Below are 25,553 nucleotides of genomic sequence, written 5' to 3'. Positions count from 1 at the left end.
AAATTACCAAGCATCAACCACACGGATATTAAATAATTTTATTGCCATTCTCAATAAAATTACTGAAAGAAAATTTTTGTGAAATATCGTCTTTTATTCACTTTTTTGACTTTGTCGAAGATATCAATTTTCATATACATCTTCCTGTTTCCCGCTGTTTTTTTTGGTGGCGGCAACGACTCGGAGTTTTATGACAGTTATGCCTTGGGCGAGGATAGCGAGATACCAAACATCTGGCCGGTTATCTTGAGGACTCTGAACGAGTATGGTTTATACTCGAGAAAAGGGGTGAGCTTTTTCCTGGCTTTTTTAGGCATACTAGTGATACCGCTATTGGTCGGCAAGCTGGCTGCCATCAAAAACAGTCCGATGCGCCAACGCGTCTTCTGGATTGCCGCCATTTTTATGGCAGCCTATCCAACATTGTTTTTTTATACCTTTGACATTTATCGCGATGTCTTCATGGTATTCCTGTTCGTGTTGGGACTGATGTCGGTAAGAAAATTCATCGTAACTGTTGATATTGCCGAGAAAATTTGGCATGCGCTGCTGATCACATTAATCAGTTATTTTCTTTATTTATTCCGTCCCTATCTTGGTTTTGGATTTTTTATTTCGTTTGTCGGATTCAATTATTTTCAGTTCAAAAAAATATCGCTGTTATTTCTGCTGGCGGCGCTTGTGGCAGCCCTTAACATCCTTTTCCTGCTTGGCCTGCTTCAACCAATTTTTGCCTACCGTGGAAATTTTGACGACATGGATGGCGGCTCGAATATTGGCATACGCTTTGATTCGATCGCAATTTTCATTCCTGATTTTATTAAGAGCTTCCTCTATCAGATATTTGGCCTCTACTTCCCCAACTACTTTGCGATTGCTGTATTCCTGATAGAAAGCTTACCTTTTATATTCATGTTTTTTTACCTTATCAAGAACCGGCGACATTCAAATGCCTTTGTCAACTATCTGATTGTCTTTTTTATTTCCTACTCAACAATTTGGTTGTTAGGCAACGACAATCTTGGAACGGCAGTGCGTTTACGGGTCTATAGCTATATTTCCGTGCTATTGGCATGCGCGATTATTTATCAGCGCAAGCTTGCCTTTCATGCTTCCGTAAAAAAATTCCGCCTCAGAAAGAAAAAGACAGGCACCGCCGTAAGTAACGCAAGCGCCTCCGGAACAGCAGGCCCCGCATCCGATACTGCCTGCCTTTCAGCCCCATTGCCATGAACGATAGTCAAATCATGAAAATCTCCATTACAGGCGCATCCGGATTCATCGGTAAATTGCTATTGAAGCAATTATCTTCCACGCAGCATGCGGTTTCCATCCTCACGAGAAAAGAGGCTGATGCCGGACCTGGCGTCAGCTGCATCAGGGGGGATCTGCTCAAAGAAGACGCGGCATTACATGCCTTCGCCGATGGTAGCGATGTCATTCTCCATTGTGCCGGAGAAATCAAAGATGAGAGTTTGATGCAGCAGTTGCATGTCGATGGCACCCGACATCTCTTGCGTGCCGTCAGCGCATCGATCAAACAACATGGCAAGCCAGTACATTGGGTGCAATTAAGCAGTGTTGGCGCCTATGGATTGGATGGCGCCGGCTCACAATCGGGGCGCACGATCACCGAGGATAGCCAGGAACAGCCTGTTGGCATGTATGAAGTCACAAAGACCGCGTCCGATCAGTTGGTACGCGAGTTTGCCGCGCAAGAACCGTTGTTCAGCTACACCATCGTGCGCCCTACCATTGTCATCGGCAGCAACATGCCCAACCAGTCATTCCATGCCATGGCCCGCATGATCAAGCGAGGTGCCTTCTTCCGCATCGGACGCCGGCAGGCCATTGCCACGTATGTGCTGGTCGATGACGTTGTCCGCGCGTTACTGCAGTGCATCAGTGACCGCCGCGCACATGGAAAAGTATTTATTGTGGCAAACGATTGCCCTCTTGATCAGGTAATCGATGCCTTGGCGCTGGCCATGCAAGTCGCTGCGCCGAAACTGATACTGCCTGAAGCACCATTACGCTTGCTGGTGAAGCTGACCGCCCCGTGGTTAAAATTGCCGTTGACGACCGCTCGCATTGATGCCTTAACTCGCAAGACACATTATTCATCCTCCCTGATTGGTAGTACGCTGGGATTTTTCCCCGCCGAATCGGTGCCGCAAAGCATCCCTCAATTGATCAACGACTCATCTGATCGCTTGAAATGAATGCCAGTGTCGCACAGCATGGTGACGGTGACACAAGAGAAAAATATGGAAAGCTGGATAAAAAAATGATCAGGAAAAAAATTTGTTTTGTTTCAACCGTGCCGATTCCGCTTCTGGTTTTTATGCGTGAGCACGTGGAGAAACTATCAGAGTATTATGACATCACCCTTCTGTGCAGCGGCGACGGCCATGAACTGAAAGACATGCTGAATGACCGCGTCGTCTTTCAATCCATTGCCATCGAACGCAAAATCAAGCTGGTTGCCGATCTCCTGGCTTTACTGGCATTGCTGCGGGTATTCCGACAGAAAAAATTTGACTGCGTCCACTCCTTGATGCCCAAAGCGGGCCTGCTCGCCATGTTGGCTGCCTGGCTGACGCGGGTGCCGGTCAGAATTCATATTTTTACCGGACAGGTCTGGTTCGCCAAGTCGGGAATCGCGCGCGCCGTCCTTAAATGGATGGATCGGATTGTCGCCGCATGCGCAACCCATCTGATGGCCGACAGTCCGTCGCAAAGCGATTTCCTGGTCGCTGAAAAGGTCGTCCCACGAGCAAAAATCACCGTATTGGGGCAAGGTTCCATCAGTGGTGTCGACGTGGGACGCTTCCAATTTGACGCCGATGCACGCCGCAGGGTGCGCGCCGAACTGGGCATTGCCGCCGACGCCATCGTCTTCCTGTTCCTGGCCCGCCTGACGCGGGTAAAGGGTATCCTGAACCTGAGCAAGGCGTTTGCCGGCATAGAAGCCCAGATGCCGCGCGCGCAACTGCTGATCGTCGGTCCCGATGAGGAGCAACTGACGCCGCTGCTAGAGCAGGAATGGGCGGGATGCGCACAAAAAATTCACCGCGTGAATTACACCAATCAACCGGAACGGTATATGTCGGCAGCCGATATTTTTTGCCTGCCCAGCTATCTGGAGGGCTTCAGTTCGGCAACCATCCAGGCGGCCGGCGTAGGCTTGCCGGCGATCGTGTCACACATTTACGGCCTGACCGATGCCGTAAAGGGCGGTGTGACGGGGATCTTTCATGAAGCCGGAGACATTGCGCAGATGCAAAATGCAATGCGCCTGCTGTATGCCGATGAAAATCTGCGCCAGCAAATGGGTGCGGCGGCGCAGCGGCGCGCGTATCAAGATTTCTCACAAGAAGTGATTGTAGAGGCGATGAGAGACTACTATCAGCAAGTCATCGGTGGGCAGGAAAACCAACATGTTTAACGCGGACGACACACAAGCCACGCAGGTGGAATATTTATATAGCAGAGGTAATAGATGATTTTGGTTACCGGTGGTACCGGCTTTGTAGGCGCATCCGTTTTACGCCGGCTGGCAGAGGATGGCACCCATGCTCTACGCGCGGCGGTACGCAGATCCGACGCGACCGTCCCGTACGGCGTCGAGACAGTCCTCGTGGATGCGCTTACCGCAAACACTGACTGGACCGCGGCACTCTCCGGCGTGACGGCGGTGGTGCATTGCGCCGCACGCGTGCACATTATGGATGACACGGCACAGCATCCACTGGACGAATTTCGTCGAGTCAATGTCCAAGGTACCTTGACTTTGGCGCGCCAGGCTGCCGCCGCTGGCGTGCAGCGCTTTATTTTTGTCAGCTCCATCAAGGTCAATGGCGAAATGACGGAGGCTGGCGCCCCCTTCACCGCCGATGACGTTCCCGCGCCCGTTGATGCCTATGGCGTGTCAAAATTGGAGGCCGAACAGGGCCTGCGCGAACTGGAAGTGCAAACGGGTATGGAAGTCGTCATCATCCGTCCCCCGCTGGTGTACGGACAGGGCGTCAAGGCGAATTTTGCCGCAATGATGCGCTGGCTGGCGCGCGGCGTTCCTTTGCCGCTGGGTGCAATCCATAATCAGCGCAGTCTGGTCGCACTGGACAATATGGTGGATTTGATGGTCACGTGCCTGCGCCACCCCAATGCCGCCGGACAAACTTTTTTGGTATCAGATGGCCAGGACACCTCCACCACCGAATTATTGCAACGCATGGCCCAGGCCATGGGCCGCCGCGCGCACCTGATTCCAGTGCCCGCGAGCATGCTGAAACTCGGCGCCAAACTGATAGGCAAGCCAGATGTCGCACAACGCCTGTGCGGTTCGCTGCAGGTTGATATTGAAAAAACGCGCCGTGTTCTGGGATGGACACCGCCCCTGACGCTTGATCAGGGTTTGCAAAAAGCAGCGAAAGGAAATGTACGTGAAACGAGTGTTTGATCTCTTGCTAGTCTTGGTGGCATCTCTGCTACTCCTCATTCCGGTAGTGCTGGTTGCGCTACTGGTGCGACTCACATCAACCGGCCCTGCCCTGTACTGGTCAGACCGCGTGGGGAGAAACAATAAAATTTTCAAAATGCCCAAGTTCCGCAGCATGCGGGTCGGTACACCGGCTGTGGCGACGCATCTGCTGACCGACGCCCAATCACACCTGACGCCGGTAGGCAACTTCTTGCGCAAGAGTAGTCTCGACGAACTGCCGCAGCTGTGGAGTATTATTCGTGGCGACATGAGCTTTGTCGGTCCCCGCCCCGCGCTGTTCAATCAGCAGGATTTAATTGCATTGCGCACACAATATGGCGTCGAAAAGATCTTGCCAGGCCTGACGGGTTGGGCCCAGGTAAATGGCCGAGATGAATTGCCCATTCCAGAAAAAGTGAAACTGGATGTGCAATATATGCAGCGTCAATCCCTTCCGCTTGATGTGAAAATTATATTCCTGACATTTCTGAAGGTAATACGCCGAGATGGCATCACTCATTAATTTTCAAGACGGAGTGCATCGGCCAGAAAGTTGCACCGTCAATTTTATTGAGTTGCATATAAATATACCAAGACCTCCTAAAAAATAAATTTACGGCAACATCGTAAAATTCATCTAGCAATTATTTATCATAAAAATGAAATTATTTCTTGGACTTTCCCGCACGCAAAAGAAAATGATTGCAGCAACGCTCGATCTATTCTTTTTGCCGTTGACTTTTTTCTTCGCGATCATACTCCGTTACGATGTGGTGAATAGCGCTTTGTTGTCACAATATCTGTGGCTGATCATAGCGGCACCGCTGATATCGATTCCGATCTTTACCCGACTCGGGCTTTACCGCGCAGTGGTCCGTTTTATCGATCAGAAAATAGTCTATGTCGTCATCATTGGCGTCACTGTATCTGTGGCATTGCTGGTCGCGTTGACAGCCCTGGTGTCACATATGGAGGGATATTCGCGTGGCGTCTTCGGCATCTATTGGGTCAGTGCCATTACCTATGTTGTGGCCAGCCGCTTCCTGGCCAGAGGCATTTTGCTCAATACAAACAAGGACAATCCGGCAGTCCGGATTGCCATCTACGGCGCAGGCAAGGCCGGCACCCAACTGGCAAGCGCCTTGCGCGCCGGTCATGAATATCTGCCGGTTGCCTTCATCGATGACATGAAGGAGCTGAAGGGCGCCACGATTTCCGGCATCAAAGTCTATGCATCCGCGGATCTGCAACAAGTCATCGAGAAAAAAAATATCAGCGAAATCCTGCTGGCCATGCCATCACTCAGCAAGGGAAAGCAAAAAAACATACTCAACATCGTTGAAAACCATAAGGTAAAAGTCAAGGTTGCGCCGCCAGTGGAAAGCTTGGTGAATGGTGAATTGCGTATCCAGGACGTGCGCGACATCGAAATCGAAGACTTGCTGGGTCGTGACCAGGTCATACCGCATTTAAACCTGATCTCTGGCTGCATTACCGGCAAGTCGGTGATGGTGACCGGTGCCGGAGGGTCGATCGGTTCTGAACTGTGCCGTCAAATCATCAAGTTGCACCCCACGCGCCTGATTCTCCTGGAAATGTCCGAGTTTGCCCTGTACTCCATCAAGCAGGAACTCAAAGACATCAAACATCTTCAAGGTTCGGACGTGGAATTGGTGCCTTTCCTTGGTAGCGTGCTGGATATCGAAAAATGTAAAAGTATACTGGCTACATTCAAGGTCGAAACTCTGTACCATGCTGCCGCGTACAAGCACGTGCCTTTGGTGGAGCACAATCCGATCGACGGCGTCCGCAACAACGTATTTGGCACGCTGAGCATCGCCCAGGCCGCCATGGCCGCCGGTGTAAAAAGTTTTGTGCTGATTTCAACCGACAAGGCCGTGCGCCCGACAAATGTCATGGGTACCACCAAGCGCCTTGCCGAATTGATTTTGCAGGCGTTTGCACGCGAGCAAACAAATACCCGTTTTTGCATGGTGCGCTTTGGCAATGTATTGGGTTCGTCCGGGTCTGTCGTGCCCCTGTTTCGCAAGCAGATTGAAGCAGGTGGCCCCATCACCTTGACGCACCCCGAGATTACGCGCTATTTCATGACCATTCCGGAAGCTGCGCAGCTGGTGCTCCAGGCCGGCGGCATGGGGGAAGGTGGCGATGTCTTCGTGCTCGACATGGGCGATCCTGTCAAAATCATGGATCTGGCAGAACGCATGATTCATTTGAGCGGACTTGAAGTCAGGAGCAAAGCGGCGCCGGACGGCATTGAAATCGAACATGTCGGCTTGCGCCCAGGTGAAAAGCTGTACGAGGAATTACTTATTGGAAATAATGTAGAAGGGACGGAACATCCGCTGATCATGCGGGCTCAAGAGTCAGAAATCGCATGGTCGGAACTGCGGACGATCTTGAGCAACATGGAGCATGCCTGCACGAATTTTGAATATGAAGAACTGCGTGCCTTGTTGAAGTTGGCAGTCAAAGAATATACGCCACTCTGTGGCATCGAAGATTTCATCTGGGCTAACAGAAGCCGGCTCAATGGACACGAACAGCAAACTATTGTCGAAAATCATTTGTATAAAATAAGGTAACTATTTGCCTTTTTCGGCAAACCACTTCCAGGCACAGCCCGGCAAGCGGGTAACAGATTGCAGTGAACAGATTACTAATAAAGAAAATTATGAAACACCTTGACGAATTGCAACAAGACAATCATCAACATGTATATTTTGATGAAAACGAAACCAAACTCAGCGACTTGCTGCTACCGCTGTGGCATGCACGCAAGCTGATTATTGGCGTCACGCTCGGCGCGACCGTAATTGGAGGTGTCGGCAGTATGATTCTCTCCAAATACAAAAGCGAGGGATTTTTTCAGTTTGGCGGTGCGATACCGCTGCAAAAGAAAATCAAGGATCCCAGGGATGGCAGGGAAATCGACCCGCCAACGGGTATCGCGATCAGCGACTACAAGCGTTATGCCGCCGCGTTCCATAGTGCGGAACGCTTCGCTGAATATACGCAAGAAGATAAATTGACCAACGCTCCTGAAGTCATTAACTTACGCAAGACCTTCGCATCACGTGAAGGCATCAGCGCACGCATCGAACCTATTTACTCTTTCACAAAACTGGATGCCAAGGAATTGGGTGGGGGAAGCAAGGATAGCGACAGCAACGTAATAGGGTTGCGCATCAACTATGCCTCCGCATCGCCAGAGGGCGCCCAAAAAGCAGTTGGCCTGCTTGGTACCTATGCCATGGATACGATCGTTTACTTGATCTATTCGGATGCCTTGCGCTTCAAGCATGCGGAAATGAACACGAAGATTACCGAACTCGAAAACGACATTATCTCCAGTAATGAGAAGCAGGAACAATACAAGCGCAAAGGCAATAGTCTGAAACAAATTATCACGCGCTACCCTGACTCCGCCAATCAGGCGACACGTCAAGTGGTCACTGTGACTGAAGAAAGCGCGCGCTATTTGTCGCCAGTAGCTCAATTGATGAGTAGTGAAGTGGAGTTCGCAGAAGCCAGCGAGGCCATTCTCAAAGCCAAGCGGGAACAGCAACAGTACAAGCTGCTGCGTGAGTATTATGATCGGGTCAAAGTCTTACTCGACAGCACAAAGTCGGGCGAGACCATTTTGCGCGGCCTGGAACCCATTAAACACGCCGTCTTCAAGGACAAGAACATGGAAGACGAAGCTATCCGCCAGGTCTTCAACAAGCTCACTATCGACAATCAATCAGCGCTCAATCTGTATCTGGACAAGAGCCGCTTCATTGCCGGTCCAAGCTTGCCGGAAAATCGTACCGAGCGTCTGTCGCTGGTACTGCTGCTCAGTGCCTTGCTGGGCTTGCTGGCGGCGGGATGCTTTGTATTCGTCAGAAATTGGTTGAAGAAAAATAGTATGCAGATCGAAGGTTAATTGGTCTGTAAGCGCAGACACGGTCAGCTGCCCTGCACGTTGCGTCCCGTCGCCAGAGATGCAGCGTGCAGCCTAATGTCGCCGGGCCTCAAGGGAATCAAGCCGTCAGGAAAGTACGTCCACGCAACAAGGGCAACGTTTTCCACCCGAGTAATCGACGCCCTGTCGATCCCGGCCATACCATTGAGTGATGCTTGGATTATTTTCCGGTAAGCTGACGCGTCACCGTTGGGAGGAGACTTTCGCGTGTACATACGCATCAGGCATGCACACTCAGGAAAAATGCAGAGGCAAGCTATTTAACGCCTCCGCATGAGCCGCCATCCCGTTGGGATAGCAGCGCGTAACACTTACTACTTTAACAAACCACCCAATAACGCCGCCACCTTCTGCTTCGGCTTGGCCGCGACTGGCGCCATGCTGGCAGAAGCGGGGGCCGCTGCCTTGGCTGGCTCATACGGCTTCAGGAACCAGGGATCGGCCTTTTCGCGGCGAGCGCCAGGCCCAAAGGCGGGACGCGCACCGCGCTCGGCGGAGCGGCTGTCGCGGCTGCTGTCGCGGCTGCTGTCGCCAACATGGCGGCTCTCTGGGGCGCGTGCGGGACGCGCCTCGCTACCTTCGGTCCGGCGCGGCGGACGGCGTTCGCTGTCACTGCCGCGGGCAGGCGCCGGGTTGAATCCCGTCAATTCGCCGCGCTTGATGCTTTGCTTGATGAGCTTCTCGATGTCGACCAGCAAGCGCTCGTCTTTATCCGAATAAATCGAAATGGCGTCGCCCGAGGCGCCGGCGCGACCCGTGCGGCCGATGCGGTGCACATAATCTTCCGCGTTGTACGGCAAGTCGAAATTGATGACGCAAGGCAAATCGGAAATATCCAGGCCGCGCGCCGCCACGTCGGTCGCCACCAGCACATCGATCTCGCCCTTCTTGAACGCTTCCAGCGCCGCCATGCGCTCTTGCTGGCTCTTGTCGCCATGAATCGCCGTGGCGCTCATGCCTTCCTGCTCCAGCACGCGGGCCAGGCGCGAGGCGCCAATCTTGGTATTCGAGAATACGATGACCTGCTTCAGGTCGCGCTGGCGCAGCAGATGGGCGACCAGGGCATGCTTCTGGTCTTCCGTCACCTTGTACACCACCTGCGTGACCTTATCGGCCGTCTGGTTGCTGCGCGCCACTTCGATCGTCAGCGGATCGTTGAGGAAGGTGGCGGCCAGCTTCTTGATTTCTGGCGAGAACGTGGCCGAGAACATCAGGTTCTGGCGCTGCTTCGGCAGCAAGTTGATGATGCGCTGCAAGTCCGGCAAGAAGCCCATGTCCAGCATGCGGTCGGCTTCATCCATGACCAGCATCTGCACCTGGCTCAGACTGATGTTCTTTTGCTCGATATGGTCGAGCAAACGGCCCGGCGTGGCGATGACAATTTCCACGCCGCCGCGCAGGAGGACCGTTTGCGGCTTCATGTCCATGCCGCCGAAAACGACCGTCGAACGCAGTGGCGTGTGCTTGGCGTAGGCCTTGACGTTTTCCGCCACCTGCACCGCCAGTTCGCGGGTCGGGGTCAGGATCAGCGCGCGCACCGGGTGGCGCGCCGGCGACATGCTGCTGCTGGCATGCGCCATCAGCAACTGGATGATCGGCAAGGAAAAACCGGCCGTCTTGCCGGTGCCCGTTTGCGCGGCGCCCATCACATCGCGCCCTTGCAGCACCACGGGAATGGCTTGCTCCTGGATCGGTGTCGGACGGGTGTAGCCCTGATCGGTCAGTGCGCGCTGGATTTCAGGCGCGAGGCCAAAGTCGGCGAAAGTCAGGGTGGGGGCAGCGGATGCTGCAGGTGCAGGTGCAGCGGCGGGCGCCGCTTCAGGGGCAATCGCCGGGCTGGGCGTAGGAGTCGATTCGGTTTCAGACATAAATTTTCTGGTGTGCCTCCGCACTGCGGAAGCCATGCTTTCTCAATAAACAACATTTCGGGGCACAGGCAGCTCCGTCTTGCAAGCCATGGATCATCGTTCTTGCGGCACCTCCGTGCTCCGGGACATGCTGTATGGCGTATGCGGGAGCGTCGAAGAGATGTGCTGCGATGGCGGCGGAGATCGCGCCGGCGGAACATCGCGCGCAGAAGATACAATATCAGTGCTGTAAACGATACCCTAATTCACCGCAACTGTACACGGAAACCGTGATTTTTGAGCAAAAAGCGTTCCAGCAACGGCACGCCGGGATGCCGTATCATACCAACTCCTATGCCTGCTCCGCCGTCCCCTGCCCTCATCATGCCCACCGCGCCGTTCCCCCACGATCCGCAACCGCAAGCGCCCAGCAAGCCGGGCAATGACGAGTGTTGCCACAGCGGTTGCACCTTTTGCGTGCTGGAAATGTACCAGGAAGACCTGGCCGCCTACGAAGAGGCCCTGAGAGCGTGGCAGCAGCGCCAGCAAGCCGCTGCCGCCCCCGCCGCCCCAGGCATCAAGAAACCGCGCAAGCGCGCTTAATTTCTTACTTAATTAAAAGCTTTCCTACTCATCCGCTGGCGCCACGGCAGCAGGCGCCTTGACGGGCACGCGCGCGCCCCTCATGGCGGTGCTGGCAACGTCGATCATGCGCGTTTCATTCAGCGCCATGTCGGCATCCTGTACGGCCAGGATGGGCGCCGCTTCCCAGCGACGGAAATCGCTGAATTGTTTCCACAAGGAAAAATACAGCAGCAGGCGTAGGAGTCGGATGACACGAGGCAATGTTCCTAGCCTACATACGCACGTCGGCTCATCCGATGCACGCACGCGTCCCCTGGTCCTATAGTGGATACAAGATTCAGCACAACGCTAGCAAGCCAGAAAAGCAGCGCCATCCAACAAAATCAGAAGACGAGGCCCTACCATGTACAAAGCTTATAGCAACCTGACCCCAACAACGAATAGCCACGCCGCCACCCAGCACAACTGGCAAGCCGCGCCGACAACGCCCATGATCAGCATCACGGGCGCGCAACAGAACGAATTGCTGCGCGCCTTGTCGCGCGCCGATCTGGAGCGCCTGTTTTGCCAGTTGGAACTGGTGGCTCTGCCTGCCGGCAAGCATCTGTTCGATTGCGGCGGCAAGATTGAATACACGTATTTCCCCACCAACGCCATCGTTTCCCTGCTGTATGTGATGGAAGACGGCGCCACCACCGAGATCGCCGTCATCGGCCGCGAAGGTGTCGCCGGCGTGGTGCTGTACGAAGCCGAGCGCGCCACCTGCACCGCCATCGTGCAGACGGCAGGCTACGGCTACCGCCTGAAAACGGCCTTCCTGCGTGAGGTGTTCAACGAAGGCGGCGCGCTGGCGCAATTGCTGATGCGCTACACCAGCGCCATGTTTGCGCAAATGGCACAGAATGTGGTGGGCGGCCGTCATTGCAGCATCGAACAAAAACTGTGCCGCTGGCTGCTGGACCGCCTCGACCGTTCGCTGTCGAACGAGCTGAAGGTCACGCAAGACACCATGGCCAACATGCTGGGCGTGCGCCGCGAAAGCGTCACCGTCACGGCCCGCAAGCTGCAGGACGAAGGCTTGATCCAGTACCGCCGCGGTACGGTCGAAGTGCTCGACCGCGAAGGTCTGGAAGCGGCCGCCGGCAATTGCTACAAGGCCGCCCGTGCCGGTTTCGAGCAGTTCCGCAGCGGCATCAGTGCACACAACTAAGTAATCAGCGCTAATTAATCAGCGCGAGCACGCTTCGGCGTGCTTTTTTCATTCCGGCGCATGCACCAGGTTTCGTACGATGCCCCGCAGGCCGGTTTCAGCCACGCGGCGCTACGCCACACACCAGACGCGACTCATCAGCAACGGTACTGGCGACCGGCCACCAGCCCGGCCCGGCATCGTCAAACGAGTGGTACTCGGGTGCAAAGGCTGGCTGCGTCGCATCATCCTCGTTTGCACCGTTGCGTACCCCGCCAGCTGGCACGGTCCCGGTACAATATTGCCATAAACCCCACGCTGGCGCGACCCGCAACGCAGCGCGCCGGCATTACGAAAGAATAAATGGAAGACATCAATTGCGAAGGCTTGCCGCACATCCGCGTACTGGCAGGCGAAAACACCGACGGCCCCGTGTATGAAACCCTGCCAGCGCGCCAGATCGACGAACACGTCTACGAACTTCTGGCCTCGCCCGGCCTGACCCTGAACCTGGCACGCGGCGACATTGTCAGCATCGCCGACCCGCTCGCCCCCGCCGAAGTTTTAAAGCGCGGCGGCAACTTCTGCATCCAGATCTATGCCGACGACGTACCGCAAGAAGCAGTCGACCAGCTCGAACGCGACGTGCAGGAGCAGCTGGGCGGCACCATGGATGGCCAGTACAAGGGCAATCTCACCTTCAGCGTGCCGGGACACCACGGCATCTACAGCGTCAACGGCCCCTTCGATGCCTTCCGCACGGCGACGGGCGTGGAATGGTACTTCGCCAACATCTATGTCAACCTCGATGACGACGATGATGAAACCTTGCTCAACTGGTGGGTGGATATGTAAGCATGCCCGTGCGCCAGGCAGGGCCATGACACATGTCAATGCTCCGCTCTGGCACACATCAAGCTGCTTGCCCGCGCCTTGCGTACGCTCTCTCTATCGTCAACCACAGCGAGAAACGCTATGCCTTACATCGCGCGCGCCGACTATGCGAAGCAAAAAGAAATCATGGGAAATGGCGAGTGCGTTACCCTGGTCAGACACCTCGCTGGCGCCCGCGCCGCATCGCTTTGGCGCGAAGGAGACAAAGTGCCGGACCTGCTGGAAAAAGGCGGCATTTCGAAAGGCACGGTGATTGCCACCTTCGTCAACGGCCGCTATCAGAATCTGCGGCAGGGCAACCATGCGGCGCTATTCATTCGCCAGGTGCCTGGCGGCATTGAAATTTTCGACCAGTGGCGCAACCACAAACCCAGCGCCCGCGTGATCTACTTTGGCCGTTCGGCGGCCGGGGCATCGAATCGCCCCGAACTCTATTCGGTGGTGGAATGAAGCCGCTCGCACTGCTGGCATTGCTCATCGCTGCCGCGGCGATGCGGCCAGCTGCCGCAGCCCGCGTTGCGTCCGTTTCTTGCCCGCAAGCAGCTCCATCGACCTGGAACCTGCCAGCCGCCAGGCTCGACAGCGTGCGCGTGCTGTCCTATCCGGCGGATCAGCCGCCGACAGACGGTGAAGCCTTGCCTATCCTGGCTCCAGTCAGGGAATGGACACGCGCCGGCACCTTGTATCAACGCTGGAACATCAATTTTGATACGCCCCACTATCTGTTTCAGGTGGACTGCCTGTATTCCGGTACCGAGCGCTACCTGCGCATGGCTTTGCCAGGCGTCAAACAGTGCGTCGCAGCCGTTACACAGCGAACGAAAACAGTCAGCTTCCAGTGCAAATAGTGCGCTCAGCATCACTCATCAAGCCACTCCCCACAGTTGCGTCAAACAGGCAAAAATCCATTCAGAAATAACTGGTAAGCAAGGTCAGCAAGCGGCAAGCGCGTTCGATGTGCGGCCACCCTACGATTGACATATCTCAAGGTAGCGGCCCAGCACCTTGTCCATGCCCATTTCCAGGCACTCGACCACCAGCGCATGGCCGATCGACACTTCCAGGATGCCGGGAATATCCAGGAAGCGCGCCAGGTTGTGCAAATCGAGGTCGTGCCCGGCATTCACGCCCAGGCCCAGCGCCTGTGCCCGCCGCGCCGCCTGCAGATACGTTTCAAATACGGCATCGGCCTGCGCGCCGCCATAACTCTCGGCAAACCGCTCCGTGTACAGTTCAACGCGCGCCGCCCCCACCTCGCGCGCCCATTCCAGCGCAGGATAATCGGCATCGACAAACAGGCTGACGCGGATGCCCAGGTCGTTCAATTGCGCAATGGCGGGACGCAACAGCGCTGCGTGCTGTTCGATGTCCCACCCGTGATCGGACGTCAGCTGGCCCGGCATGTCAGGCACCAAGGTGCACTGCGCCGGGCGGGTGCTTTTCACCACATCCAAAAAATCCGCCGCCGGATACCCCTCCACATTCAGCTCGCATCCCCGCTCCGCGCACAGGCGCTGCAATGGCGCAACATCGTCGTAGCGCGCATGGCGCTGGTCCGGGCGCGGGTGCAAGGTGATGCCGGCGGCGCCCAGATCGAGAAAGCGCGCGGAAAACGCGAGCAGATCCGGGAAATTACGGCCGCGCGAATTGCGCAGCAGGGCGATTTTATTGACGTTGACGGAGAGCTGGGTCATGGCAGAAATGGTGTGAAAGTGACGAGTCTGGCAGCGATTGTAGCGGATCGCCCGCTCGGGGCACCGCCAACCAAACTCGGCGCTACGTGCTACGATGCAAGACAAGTTCCTTTCAACAACATGCCATGAAATACAAATTATTCCTGTTTGACCTGGACGATACCCTGCTCGATTTCAGGGCGTCCGAAAAACGCTCGTTTCTGCACACCATGCATGAACTGGGCTTGCGTGACGGTATCGACGATCTGTTCACCCAGTACCAGGCGATCAACGTCGACCTGTGGAAACGTTTCGAGACGGGTACCGTGAGCAAGGATTTCCTGAAGGTGGAGCGTTTCCGCAAGACGTTTGCGCTGAACGGCATCGCCATCGACCCGGAACTGGCCAGCCGGCTGTATCTGGAATCGCTGCCGGACACGGTCGTGCTCATCGATGGCGCCAAACAGGTGTGCGAAACGCTGTCGCGCATCGGCGAAGTGGGCATCATCACCAACGGCGTCGAATCCATCCAGAACCGCCGCATTGCCGCCTCCGGCCTGAGCGACTACATTTCCTTCGTCGCCACCTCCGAAGCATGCGGCCACGCCAAGCCGGACGTGCGTTTCTTCGAATACGCCGCCAACATGGCGCGCGCATTCCGCAAGGAAACAACGATCATCATCGGCGACCGCCTGGACGCCGACATCCTGGGCGCCAACCGCTACGGCATCGACAGCTGCTGGTTCAACCCGGACAGCATGGCCAACACTTCGGCCGCCATCCCCACCTGTGAAGTCGCCAGCCTGCATGACATCGTGCCGGCGCTGGACCTGATGCAAGTCAAGTTGAAACAGGCTTGATCTTGAGCAAACGCACTACCTGAAATACGCTGGCAGCGGCATGAAAACAGGCCGCTACTCGCGTAGAGTGTAGGCAAGCGCACTGCCCACCTGATTGCGCGTCAAGAGATCAATCGCGCGTCAGCACTTCCAGCAACTCAATCTCGAAGATCAAATTGGAATTTGGCGGAATCAAACCCACCTGCCGCTCGCCATACGCCAGATGCGCCGGCACCCACAGCTTGCGCGTGCCGCCGACCTGCATGCCCTGCAAACCCAGAATCCAGCCCTGAATGACCTTGTTATTGCTCAATACACAGCGGAACGGCTCGCCCCGCTTGTGCGACGAGTCAAACTCCGTGCCATCTTCCAGCCAGCCCCGGTAATGCGCCGTGATCAGTGCACCACGCGCCGCCGCCTTGCCGTCACCCACCACGATATCGTCAATCTTCACTTCAGCCGTCATCTCTTTTCATCCTAAATAAATCGCAATGCCGCGATTGTACGACAGCATGAAAAAGCCCCGGCAGTCACCTGTCGGGGCTCGTTCTATTGCTGCTAAATTCTGGTGGGCCTCCCGTGAGTCGAACACGGAGCCAACGAATATGAGTCACATGCTCTACAAGAAAAAAATCATTCATAAGATAGGTGCCACATTAATAGCATCACTCCAAGCCCAACATCCCTGCCAGCCCTTCTTCAGCCTCCGTAAGACCATCCACTAAATTTATTAAGTTCAAACATTTCTCACGTGAAATCTCACTATTATTCAAGTCAACCGTAGATACTTTAAAATCATTTTTTCTACTAAGGAAATTAGATAATAACCACCTGAGGCTAGATGCACTTCTAAATTGGTAAACCTCCATCGAGTCCCATTGATGCCACTTCCCCATTTCAAAATTACTGACCAATTCTGAAAAAACAGATTCCTGAACGAATGCCGCACTCATGGACATAATATCATCAACAACAATTGGCGCACTTAGCTCAATCCAAGCGTTAGTATTAATAGGAAAATTCATTTCTGCAGAAATTGCGCAGACATATTCAATTCCATTCACTGAGCCATAAGTATACTGGCTCATGACTCTCTTCCAGTCTTTGACACGTGGAATATCAATTTCTTTTCTACCATTTTTCTGAATTTTCCGTACTTCACTACAAATGTGCAGAGACATACACCATTTACCAAAAAAACTCATAGTATCAAATAATGCATCCCTATGATCTCCTTCACTAAATTCCAGAAATCTTCTAGCAATAGGAGCGGTAACATACTTCCTATACAATCCAGGAGAAATATCATAAATATATTCGATTGCTTCTCTAAATTTACCAGAAAATTCCTCATCATTTATTTTTTCCAATATCTTCCCAGCCTTAGAACAATATGCAATATATTCTGCGGCAAAATATTCTGCAATACTTCTATGCATAAACTTTATTGACAGTCCATCTCTTGCCAAAAGTGGAACAGCTACGAGTAGGTCATCAATAAAATTCTGAGGAAGAAATTCCTTAATCGAACAAACCTTCTTGGCATCGGCTACTAAAGAAACAAAATAATTAGCAGACTGTCTTTGGTCAGAATTTTTGAAAATATAAAAGAAACAAAATGGACGAAACAATCTCCTAAACTCATCAACATCAAGACCAGACAATTTTTCTCTGACATATCCAGATTTAGTAAGGTCGTGACCTTTATACAACGCGTCAAAAATTTCCGAATAAAATATTGATATTTTTTGAGCGATTGAATTATTGAAACCATATGTTCTATACAGAAGCCCAACCAACAAAAGCGTAGTTAAAAACTTCTCAGGTATTCTTTCAAATTCTTTTTGCAATCTAAACCCAATATCCAAATCTGAGAAATTATCATACTTATTCAATATCGATATTACCTGATCCCGACTTAATGATTTTAGTCCGAGTCGAACAGCATTATCAAAAACAGGCACAGCTTCTTGCGGCCGAGAAGTCAGAACAAGAGAATTTTTTTGTTTTTTTCTATCAAAAACTTCTATTTGTGAAATAAGTATTTTTCGAGAATCAACAGCAACTTCGTCAAACCCGTCAAGAATTACAAAAAATTTCCCCTTTGCCACTAGCTTTTTAAATAAATCGCGATTAAATACCTTATCCAAGTCGTCAAAATTTTTTGCCAAATTATCAATCAAACTTAAAGATTGATCGAACTCCGACAGCTCAAAAAAAATTGGCACCTTTTCGCTACGATCAAAGATCTCCAAGCACATATTTTTTACAAATGTAGACTTCCCCATACCTGCAACATCTGTAATAAAGTATGTCATTCCGGAAATTGTGAAATCAAATTCATGATTTCTCTTAATATTTGATTTTACTCCATCTCCAGAAGACGACAATTCATACGCCACAATATTTTCATAAACCTTTTTAAGTTCTATTCTTTCCTGAGGAAAAACAATTGTGGATAACCTAGAAACTTTCTTCAAAGTTCGCTCAACGTAAAGTTTTAAAAGACTTGAAATATTTTCATCCGCCGCATATTTTTCTAGATCTTTATCAATCGCCCATTTTTTGAGACCTTCTATCTTATGCCCTAACAAAGCATCAAAAATACTTCCTAGTGGTTTTGCAATTTCCCCAACCGCCTTTACAGCTAATTTTGATTCGAATCCATTCATAGATCACCTCTGAAAAATAGTTTTTTATTTTTTATAAAACTCAAACAATACTCGGCAACATGTCAGCATATGTAGCCAAATGACTAGCAGAGAAATGAGCGCACCGTCTGACCATTTGCGGACTTTCCCACCCACCTAGCTCTTGTAGCACATTTAAAGGCCTACCACACATGGGTGGCGGGGTCAGGATGGCGGGGTCAGATACCGTCCTGAATGACAAGTCCTTTTGCCAAATAATGCGCATCAAAGGGCCTGTCAGTGTGGATCACTCCATAGATCAGATGTGCTAGTTTGTGCATGATCGCGCCAATTACGGCTTTTTTCGCCATGCCCGTTGCAGACAAGCGTTCTGCAAAACGGCAGAGAATGAGATTGTAGCGACGTGCGACCAAGCTGGGCATGTAAAGCGCGGCGCGCAGCGAGGTATTGCCGGTACGACTGATCATCGTGCGTCCCTTCACTGAAGCGCCTGAATTGCGCTGACGAGGAGTGACGCCAAGAAAGGCAGCAAATGCCTTGGCGTTGCAAAACCGACGAATGTCGCCTAACTGGCCCAGGATTCTTGCGGCTGTGGCCATGCCAACACCAGGGATGCTGACAAGAAGCTGAGCATCATGTTTCAGCCTGGGATGGCGATCAATATGATCGTTAATGTCACTCTCCAGCTTCGCAATTTCAGCGCTCAACCAAGCAATGTGCTGATGCACATGTGCCGCGACATCTTCCATGCCGATGAAAGCATTGGCTTCCAGCCGGCTTTCTTCCTGCTGGCGTATATCTTTGAGTGCCTGCACACGCAGCGTCCATGCCCGCAACTGGCGCTGCTCTAGCGGTGGCGGCAGCCATGCTGCCGGTCGCATCGCTGCGCAATAACGCGCAATGAGCGCCGCATCGATGGCGTCATTTTTATTGCGGATATTTTCACTGGCGCCAAAACCCTTAATGCAGGCAGGATTGACTACGCTAACAATTAGTCCTTCTTGATGCAAGGCCGGCGCCACTGGCTCAGAATAGACTCCAGTGGCTTCCATACAGACGTGTATTGACGACATCGGTACGGACGACTTGCTAAGCCATGCAAGCAATGATTTGTGCCCCTCGGCGGTGTTCTCAACCACTTTGGCCTTTATCTTTCCGCTCACAAGCATGGCAACATCCAGCTTCTTCTTGCTCACATCAATACCAACCAACGCGCATACCGTATCCATTTTTGACCTTCCTCGTAGAGGGTGTAGACAAAATCAACTCTTATAAGCGAGTCTGTTGAGTAGCATACGCGCTTCAGCCAACCAAACCCAAGCTGCCGAGACATCGAGTTTGCGGTCGTGATGCATTACCGTGCGGCGCCAGCGTTCAGTCCACGCATGGGTCCTTTCGACGACCCAGCGCATGGGAAGGACCATGAATCCGGCATTTGTAGCCGCATCATGCACAGGAGCGATCTTGGGATCGTGTAGCGTTCCGGTGGTGCCATTGGCTGGATGACGAACTACTTCAACGCGAATACCGTGTGCCTGCTCGATGGCATGCGCACATTTTCCGCCATAGGCACCGTCGGTATAGAGCTTCTCGAGGCGAGGGCTCTTGCTGCACGCTTGCGTCACCACCGCTGGTGTGGCATCCCGATCTTGCACGCTCGCGGCGGTGACCGACACTGCGATGAGCAGCCCCATCGTATCGACCACGAGATGACGCTTGCGCCCTTTGATCTTCTTGCCTGCATCAAATCCGCTTTCGCCACCTTGCGGCGAGATACGGGTGGACTGTGCATCAATCACCGCCGCGCTTGGCGTACTTGCTCGTCCCATGCGGATACGCCATTGTTCGCGTAGCCGGTCTTGCATCTGTTCGAATACACCTGCGCCAACCCAGCGCGAAAACGCCTTGTAGACCGCCTGCCAGGGTGGAAACGTCTCCGGTAGCAGCCGCCATGCGCAGCCGGTGCGCAGCACGTAAGAACACGCGTTGACGAGATCGCGGCGACTGTAACGCACGGGCTTGCCGCGCTGTCCCGGCATACGTTCGAACAAATCGGCAACCAGCTCCCATTCCGCATCTGTCAGGTTGGTGCTGTATGGCGAGATGGCCTCGCGCCTGTGGGCTGCTGTGTAGCCATACCGCTTCGTTCCTTCGGCTCGCACAGCGAAGGTCCGGTGTACCGGCTTGAGCCGTACGACACCTAGCGCGCGTAGCGCGCGACGAATCGTTGCTGCGCACACGCGTAAAGCACAGCGGTGATGAAGTTCGTCGGCGATTTCCTGCAAGCTGGCCTGCGCGCGCTCCATTACGATATCGTGTAAAACTGCGATATGCTCAGGCTTCAACGCAGGTGGTCTGCCGCCGGCTCTGCTTGACGGCTCCGTGCCGTCGAGTGGATATTTCGTTGCCATGGCATGCTCCTCCCACATCGCGATAGCATGCCACAACTCCGATATTGATTTTGTCTACACCCTCGTATACAGGCTTACGCAACATCGCGATGGCCCAAGATACCGTTCGGACTAGTAAAATGAAACAGGCAAAGGTACCTATCTGACCCACGTGTTCAAGAACACTCGGCCTGATCAGCATCACTCTGCCTGGCCGCTACCACGTCCTCATTATCTGACGGAGATGCGGCATATTCAATATACGAGGTCCGCCATTCAGACACAAGCCCAACCATAGCCGCATTGAACAACGATAATGACCTGTAGCGTATTTAATTGCAAATACAAGGTCGAACGGCAGGCAAAGTGGACAGCACCCCTATGCACTCCGTACCGCTATAAGATGAAATTAGTGACGAAGCCAGAATCAGCCCATCCGAACGACCAAACCTTACGGTGATTGTCTCGCGCATAAAAAAACCCCGGCAGTCACCTGCCGGGGCTCATTCTATTGCTGCAAATTCTGGTGGGCCTCCCGTGAGTCGAACACGGCACCAACGGATTATGAGTCCGACATAAATTGTATATTACGACGTTGATTTGAGTAGATAAATAATATAAAGTACTTAAAAATCATATACTTATAAATTATCACTCCTTGCCTTGTGTTGATTGGTGTAGACTGATATTCTTTGAATTTGCTTACTTATCGCTTACTTGGAACCAGATCAACATGGCAAAGACCACCACAGTAAATTTCACGAACGCCCGCGTAGCCGACTTCAAACCCCGTGTCGGCAAGATTCAAGACTTTCAATGGGACACTACGGCACCGGGTTTAGGTCAGTGCGCATCCAAGACTTCCAGCGCCTACGTTTTCCAGTTCCGACTAAACGGCAAGCCTCTGCGTCTGACCATCGGCAAAACCGCCGCATGGCGCTTGTCAGATGTACGCGAGGAAGCCCGGCGCTTGCAAGTCATGGTAGACCGTGGCCTTGATCCACGCCTCGTGAAAGCCGCCAATATAGCCGCTGAACTTACCACCGCAGCAGAAGTGGCGCGCAAAACCATAACATTTGGGGAGGCCTGGGCAGTGTACTTAGCCGAACGCAAACCCCGATGGGGGGATCGACACTACAACGACCATGTAGCCAAAGCCGCACCGGGCGGCATCCCGTCCATGCGTGGCACCCGTGGCCGTGGCGTAACCATCGCTGGGCCACTGAACTACTTCATGCCGATTGCCATGAATGCAATTGATAACAAGCTGGTGGAAAAGTGGGCCGAACGCGAAGCGAAAGAACGTGCAACTTCCGCCCGATTGGCGTGGCGCATGCTCAAGGTGTTTTTCCAATGGTGCTACGAAAGCGATGCTTACGCTGACCTTCTGCCCCACCTGAACCCCGGCAAAACGAAAAAAAGCGGTGAGTTCTTAGGAAAGGTGAAAACAAAGAGTGACAACCTGAAACGCGCGCAACTATCCAGCTGGTTTGCCGCCATGAAAGAAATTAAGAACCCAACAATCAGCGCCTACTTACAAGTCGTGCTTCTAACGGGCGCACGCCCTGGAGAAGTGCGCGCTATGAAATGGGAGGATATTAATTGGCAATGGAAGTCAATCGTCATCCGCGACAAAGTAGACGGCACGCGTAGCATTCCATTGACTCCCTTTGTAGAAGGTTTGCTAACCGCACTCCCTCACAGGAATGAGTTCATTTTTGCCAGCGAAAAAGAAGGTGTTGCAATAATCAGCGAACCCAACCAACCGCACACAAAAGCATGCACCGCTGTCGGACTCCAAGGATTGACCTTGCACGGCCTACGTCGATCCTTTGCCAGCCTTGCCGAACAGGTGGACATACCGCCCGGCGTCGCGGCTCAGATTCAAGGCCACAAGCCACAGAGCGCAAGAGAGAAAAGTTATATTATTCGCCCGTTCGATGTATTGCAAAAAAGCCACGCTAAAATAGAGGCTTGGATTCTTGAACAGAGCAAAGCAAATGAAACAACTTTACCTTGATGCCTTGCGGGATATAGCAATTGAACACATACCACGGGCGCGAAAGATTCGTGACAACGCAGCAAAGATGCCCAACGATCACTACTTGGGCGCACTCTATGAAACGCCTATGTTCGTTCTCAGCAAATCAGCAACGCCTGCAATCGAAAAAGCAGCCGCGCATCTGCTTGAAGCAATTATGAGTCTGTCAATCGATTGGGAGATCAAGAAAACCACTGCCGAGCGCAAGAGGATTGAACGTTGTGCGATAGACGCCGCCAATGAACTATGCACACTCACCGGACTATCAATCCCATGGCTCCCTGCCGCCTTAGCGGAGGAACCGGAACAGCAAACGCCACCACCACCAACCCCGCAGCAAACAACCAATCCATCGACAACATTGCCGCCACCTGGAATAAACCTATCAACCGCCCAAGCCGCACAACTACTAAATAGGAAGCCTCAAACCTTGCGAGCTTGGAACAGCAAAGACAACGGCCCTATGCGACCAGTTAAGAACGGTAGATCACTTGCATGGCCTTCGGATGAAGTGCTTAGGCTGATGAGTGGATGGATCAAATGATTGCAACAATGGCAACATATTTTAAATTCCAAAAACACACTTATTTGACAGTTCCCGTTATGGGTTTAGTACCCCACGCCCCACAGCCCAAATTAGCCGCAAAAACAGCGTCAAAAGTGCCACTTATCCCCTATAAAACAGTCTTCAAGACGTTCTTTTAAGACGGTTGACACTTACCCAGCCAAATCATATTTCGCGCTGATATACGCTGCCACGCCATAGAGCAAGCGCCTTACAGAATATTTTATAAATAAGAATCATTCTCATTTTGTTTAATGAGTACGCTTGCATTCTACTTTTAAAACCTGGCACGATTCTTACATTTCCCGTCTATTGACAAGAAGACACATTTATGGTATAATGTTAACTTAATAAAGGAATAAAAAATACCCCAAATAAAACTATACCATATTTTTAAAAAGGATGCAAACATGCTTCAACAAATCGACCACACCATTGCTCGGCTTTACTCCCTCCATCTTGAAGGCATCAACGCAAAAGAGATTGCCACCGTTTTAAACACCGAAGGCCACCGAACGCTACGAGGATGTAATTTTACACAATTCGTCATCAACAAGCTCTTGTGCAATTTCCGCCTCAATGCCCCCTCAAGGTACACAGTGGCCTTCAAACGAGCAACAGCAGTATGACAACTCGCCCGATCACCATTCCTCACACAAAGCGCCAAACGTGCCAGAACGCCGCAGGGCAAGCATTGCAACGTGCTTACATATACCTCTTGCCGTCAACCTGGATCGCGCTTAAAGCCTTATGTGCTGGCGCTGCTATGCCATCTTCAAAACTGATCGAACAACTGATTCTTACCGCCGCTTCCGGCAACCTATTGAACAAGGATATCAATGACCGTGCCAAACCTAACCCTAGTAACGCCTGAAACGCCAGCACCAACACCGCCTAATAAACCAAGCCCCGCCGACAAGATCACCCTTGCCGCCTATGTTGTAACTCTCAAAGCTCGCGGATTCTGCAAGCTTGATGATGCCTCATCCAACTACACCCGCCTATTCAACCGTTTCAACGGTAAACCCTTGCCCCTATCATTCATTGACAACGATTTTTCCCGCTGGCTATTCGTGAACAAGCAAAAGTGCTCCTATCGTTCGCCGTCCTACATCACCTACACTTTGCCTCACGTAGTCGGTACTAAGTTTGTACCTGTCGATACTGAGTTTTTTACAGAACCACAAACGGAATGTTTGTATGTCAATACGTATCGCAAGTACACACCAACGACAGACAGCGCCAGCGTTTCCCCTTTGTTTTTGGAATACTTAGAACGCCTCGCTCCCGATCCAGCAGAGCGCCACATATTTACACAATGGCTTTCTCACATATTCCAGTACCCCCAAGAACGCCCATCGTGGCACGTAATGCTATGCAGCGATGTAGGTACAGGCAAAGGCTTCCTTGTGGAGTCAATCCTTCATCCCTTACTACATCACACCAGTGTGGTAAGCAGCTTTTCCAAAGTGATGGGGCAGTTTTCTACGATGCTTGAAGATAACTTGCTGGTGCTGCTTGACGATCCCGCGCAAGGATCGGACGACACCCAAACCAAACTTAAAAGCTTACTATCAGAGGAACGGGCTTACACGGAACGCAAGCACCAACAAGGTGGAATGGTGCGAACTTACACACGGTTCATGCTCGCCAGCAACGACGACCGCCCTTTGCACCTTGCCGAAAATGAAAGACGTTGGTACTCACCCGCCCCGTTGATTCATCGACACGACAAAGAAGAAACGCAAAGATTCATTAAGATATTGGCTGACTGGCTTGCGCTACCTGGCTCATTGTGCGCTGTACACAATTGGTTTATGTCTTACTCCCTTGAAGGATTCAATCCAAAGCACATCGACCAAAGCGCTAACCTAAAAAGCATGATTGGAATGTCTGCGGATATCCACTCGCAATTCCTAAATAACTACATATCAGAACACGTTGTGTTCACTCACTCGGAATTAATGGATGCCTACGACACCGAGAAGATGCAGCGCCCGAACTCCCGGCAAGTGCCGCACCTGTTACGTGAAGCCGGTTATGTAAATGCAAGACCACGTATCGACGGAAAGCTAACAAGTTTGTGCCACCCGATCAATATGAAATTAGACGAAATTAGAGTAGCGCATAAGCGCCAATGGGAACCTGCTGAAAGCCACACCACAGCAACGCCATCAGCGCCATTCTGATCACCCCAAGAGGGATTTGATCACCCCATGATCACCCTAATGATCACCCCATGAATTACCATATTATCATTTAAAAACAGTAGCTTACACTTTCTGATCACCCTGATCACACCAAGCACTATATTCTTACTTAATACGAAGTACATGTTTTTCTGTACTGAAGTTTAGCCATTCCTCAGCAATGCCCTGCGGCCCATCTCGGCCCTTTCCCAAATATTA

General features: G+C 52.4%; 24 protein-coding genes. 17 read left to right on the top strand and 7 right to left on the bottom strand.

Annotated elements, in window-relative coordinates; all coding sequences use genetic code 11:
• Positions 1–78: 78 nt before the first annotated feature.
• The 7 genes from KY494_RS22815 to KY494_RS22785 all read left to right on the top strand — a co-directional run bounded on the left by KY494_RS22815 (position 79) and on the right by KY494_RS22785 (position 8,432).
• On the top strand, positions 79–1,233 hold the full coding sequence (locus tag KY494_RS22815) for a hypothetical protein (protein WP_219888341.1): 1,155 nt from the start codon (positions 79–81) through the stop codon (positions 1,231–1,233).
• 14 nt (positions 1,234–1,247) lie between these two features.
• Positions 1,248–2,222, top strand: a complete 975-nt coding sequence (locus tag KY494_RS22810; RefSeq protein ID WP_219132877.1) for an NAD(P)-dependent oxidoreductase — start codon at positions 1,248–1,250, stop codon at positions 2,220–2,222.
• Positions 2,219–3,448 carry a glycosyltransferase gene (locus KY494_RS22805; protein ID WP_257571959.1) on the top strand — a complete coding sequence of 410 codons (1,230 nt, stop codon included), beginning with the start codon at positions 2,219–2,221 and terminating at the stop codon, positions 3,446–3,448. Before KY494_RS22810 ends, KY494_RS22805 begins: the two co-directional genes overlap by 4 nt.
• A gap of 54 nt (positions 3,449–3,502) precedes the next feature.
• Entirely contained in the window at positions 3,503–4,462 is a 960-nt protein-coding gene (locus KY494_RS22800; RefSeq protein WP_219888340.1) for an SDR family oxidoreductase, read from the top strand.
• The gene (locus KY494_RS22795) at positions 4,446–5,006 is read left to right on the top strand and encodes a sugar transferase (RefSeq protein ID WP_219132875.1); all 561 of its coding nucleotides are present in this window, start codon (positions 4,446–4,448) and stop codon (positions 5,004–5,006) included. Before KY494_RS22800 ends, KY494_RS22795 begins: the two co-directional genes overlap by 17 nt.
• 136 nt (positions 5,007–5,142) lie before the next feature.
• Positions 5,143–7,089 carry a nucleoside-diphosphate sugar epimerase/dehydratase gene (locus KY494_RS22790; protein ID WP_219888339.1) on the top strand — a complete coding sequence of 649 codons (1,947 nt, stop codon included), beginning with the start codon at positions 5,143–5,145 and terminating at the stop codon, positions 7,087–7,089.
• An 89-nt stretch (positions 7,090–7,178) separates the two neighbouring features.
• Positions 7,179–8,432, top strand: a complete 1,254-nt coding sequence (locus tag KY494_RS22785; RefSeq protein ID WP_258194374.1) for a lipopolysaccharide biosynthesis protein — start codon at positions 7,179–7,181, stop codon at positions 8,430–8,432.
• A gap of 353 nt (positions 8,433–8,785) precedes the next feature.
• Here KY494_RS22785 and KY494_RS22780 read toward each other — a convergent pair whose 3' ends face one another.
• On the bottom strand, positions 8,786–10,339 hold the full coding sequence (locus tag KY494_RS22780; protein ID WP_219888338.1) for a DEAD/DEAH box helicase: 1,554 nt from the start codon (positions 10,337–10,339) through the stop codon (positions 8,786–8,788).
• Between the two features lie 363 nt (positions 10,340–10,702).
• On the opposite strand from KY494_RS22780, the gene KY494_RS22775 reads away from it, so the two are divergent.
• Positions 10,703–10,921: an oxidoreductase-like domain-containing protein gene (locus KY494_RS22775; protein ID WP_219132871.1), complete on the top strand. Its 219-nt coding sequence runs from the start codon at positions 10,703–10,705 to the stop codon at positions 10,919–10,921.
• Between the two features lie 24 nt (positions 10,922–10,945).
• Here the strand turns inward: KY494_RS22775 and KY494_RS22770 are convergent, their stop codons facing one another.
• Complete coding sequence (locus KY494_RS22770) at positions 10,946–11,119, bottom strand: hypothetical protein (protein ID WP_219888337.1); 174 nt, start codon at positions 11,117–11,119, stop codon at positions 10,946–10,948.
• 274 nt (positions 11,120–11,393) lie between these two features.
• Here KY494_RS22770 and KY494_RS22765 point away from each other — a divergent pair, with 274 nt between their 5' ends.
• The 4 genes from KY494_RS22765 to KY494_RS22750 all read left to right on the top strand — a co-directional run bounded on the left by KY494_RS22765 (position 11,394) and on the right by KY494_RS22750 (position 13,834).
• On the top strand, positions 11,394–12,113 hold the full coding sequence (locus tag KY494_RS22765; protein WP_035828139.1) for a Crp/Fnr family transcriptional regulator: 720 nt from the start codon (positions 11,394–11,396) through the stop codon (positions 12,111–12,113).
• 342 nt (positions 12,114–12,455) lie between these two features.
• The gene (locus KY494_RS22760) at positions 12,456–12,947 is read left to right on the top strand and encodes a DUF4265 domain-containing protein (RefSeq protein ID WP_219888336.1); all 492 of its coding nucleotides are present in this window, start codon (positions 12,456–12,458) and stop codon (positions 12,945–12,947) included.
• Between the two features lie 120 nt (positions 12,948–13,067).
• Positions 13,068–13,436 (top strand): BPSL0067 family protein, encoded by a 369-nt coding sequence (locus KY494_RS22755; protein WP_219888335.1) that lies wholly within the window; start codon positions 13,068–13,070, stop codon positions 13,434–13,436.
• Positions 13,433–13,834: an STY0301 family protein gene (locus KY494_RS22750; RefSeq protein WP_219888334.1), complete on the top strand. Its 402-nt coding sequence runs from the start codon at positions 13,433–13,435 to the stop codon at positions 13,832–13,834. Before KY494_RS22755 ends, KY494_RS22750 begins: the two co-directional genes overlap by 4 nt.
• Before the next feature lie 120 nt (positions 13,835–13,954).
• Here the strand turns inward: KY494_RS22750 and KY494_RS22745 are convergent, their stop codons facing one another.
• Positions 13,955–14,680 (bottom strand): pyridoxine 5'-phosphate synthase, encoded by a 726-nt coding sequence (locus tag KY494_RS22745; RefSeq protein WP_219888333.1) that lies wholly within the window; start codon positions 14,678–14,680, stop codon positions 13,955–13,957.
• A gap of 125 nt (positions 14,681–14,805) precedes the next feature.
• Here KY494_RS22745 and KY494_RS22740 point away from each other — a divergent pair, with 125 nt between their 5' ends.
• The gene (locus KY494_RS22740) at positions 14,806–15,519 is read left to right on the top strand and encodes a YjjG family noncanonical pyrimidine nucleotidase (protein WP_219888332.1); all 714 of its coding nucleotides are present in this window, start codon (positions 14,806–14,808) and stop codon (positions 15,517–15,519) included.
• Positions 15,520–15,628: 109 nt separating this feature from the next.
• Here KY494_RS22740 and KY494_RS22735 read toward each other — a convergent pair whose 3' ends face one another.
• From KY494_RS22735 to KY494_RS22720, 4 genes are all read right to left on the bottom strand, one after another.
• Positions 15,629–15,964, bottom strand: coding sequence for an FKBP-type peptidyl-prolyl cis-trans isomerase (locus tag KY494_RS22735; protein ID WP_219888331.1), 336 nt, complete (start codon positions 15,962–15,964; stop codon positions 15,629–15,631).
• 199 nt (positions 15,965–16,163) lie between these two features.
• Complete coding sequence (locus KY494_RS22730; protein ID WP_219888330.1) at positions 16,164–18,170, bottom strand: NACHT domain-containing NTPase; 2,007 nt, start codon at positions 18,168–18,170, stop codon at positions 16,164–16,166.
• Between the two features lie 197 nt (positions 18,171–18,367).
• Positions 18,368–19,378, bottom strand: coding sequence for an IS110 family transposase (locus KY494_RS22725; RefSeq protein WP_219888329.1), 1,011 nt, complete (start codon positions 19,376–19,378; stop codon positions 18,368–18,370).
• A gap of 33 nt (positions 19,379–19,411) precedes the next feature.
• Complete coding sequence (locus tag KY494_RS22720) at positions 19,412–20,560, bottom strand: IS5 family transposase (protein WP_219888328.1); 1,149 nt, start codon at positions 20,558–20,560, stop codon at positions 19,412–19,414.
• Positions 20,561–21,272: 712 nt separating this feature from the next.
• Between KY494_RS22720 and KY494_RS22715 the strand changes: the two genes are divergently transcribed.
• The 4 genes from KY494_RS22715 to KY494_RS22700 all read left to right on the top strand — a co-directional run bounded on the left by KY494_RS22715 (position 21,273) and on the right by KY494_RS22700 (position 25,334).
• Entirely contained in the window at positions 21,273–22,559 is a 1,287-nt protein-coding gene (locus KY494_RS22715) for a site-specific integrase (protein WP_219888327.1), read from the top strand.
• The gene (locus tag KY494_RS29875) at positions 22,540–23,124 is read left to right on the top strand and encodes an AlpA family transcriptional regulator (protein ID WP_258194373.1); all 585 of its coding nucleotides are present in this window, start codon (positions 22,540–22,542) and stop codon (positions 23,122–23,124) included. Before KY494_RS22715 ends, KY494_RS29875 begins: the two co-directional genes overlap by 20 nt.
• A gap of 431 nt (positions 23,125–23,555) precedes the next feature.
• The gene (locus KY494_RS22705) at positions 23,556–23,774 is read left to right on the top strand and encodes a recombinase family protein (RefSeq protein ID WP_219888326.1); all 219 of its coding nucleotides are present in this window, start codon (positions 23,556–23,558) and stop codon (positions 23,772–23,774) included.
• Positions 23,775–23,984: 210 nt separating this feature from the next.
• The gene (locus KY494_RS22700; protein ID WP_219888325.1) at positions 23,985–25,334 is read left to right on the top strand and encodes a primase-helicase family protein; all 1,350 of its coding nucleotides are present in this window, start codon (positions 23,985–23,987) and stop codon (positions 25,332–25,334) included.
• Positions 25,335–25,553 lie beyond the last annotated feature (219 nt).

Origin of the sequence: Janthinobacterium sp. PAMC25594, assembly GCF_019443505.1 — a bacterium.
Taxonomy (GTDB): Bacteria; Pseudomonadota; Gammaproteobacteria; order Burkholderiales; family Burkholderiaceae_D; genus Janthinobacterium.
The sequence above is the reverse complement of the archived record's forward strand: the minus strand, read 5'-3'. Positions and strand labels throughout refer to the sequence as shown.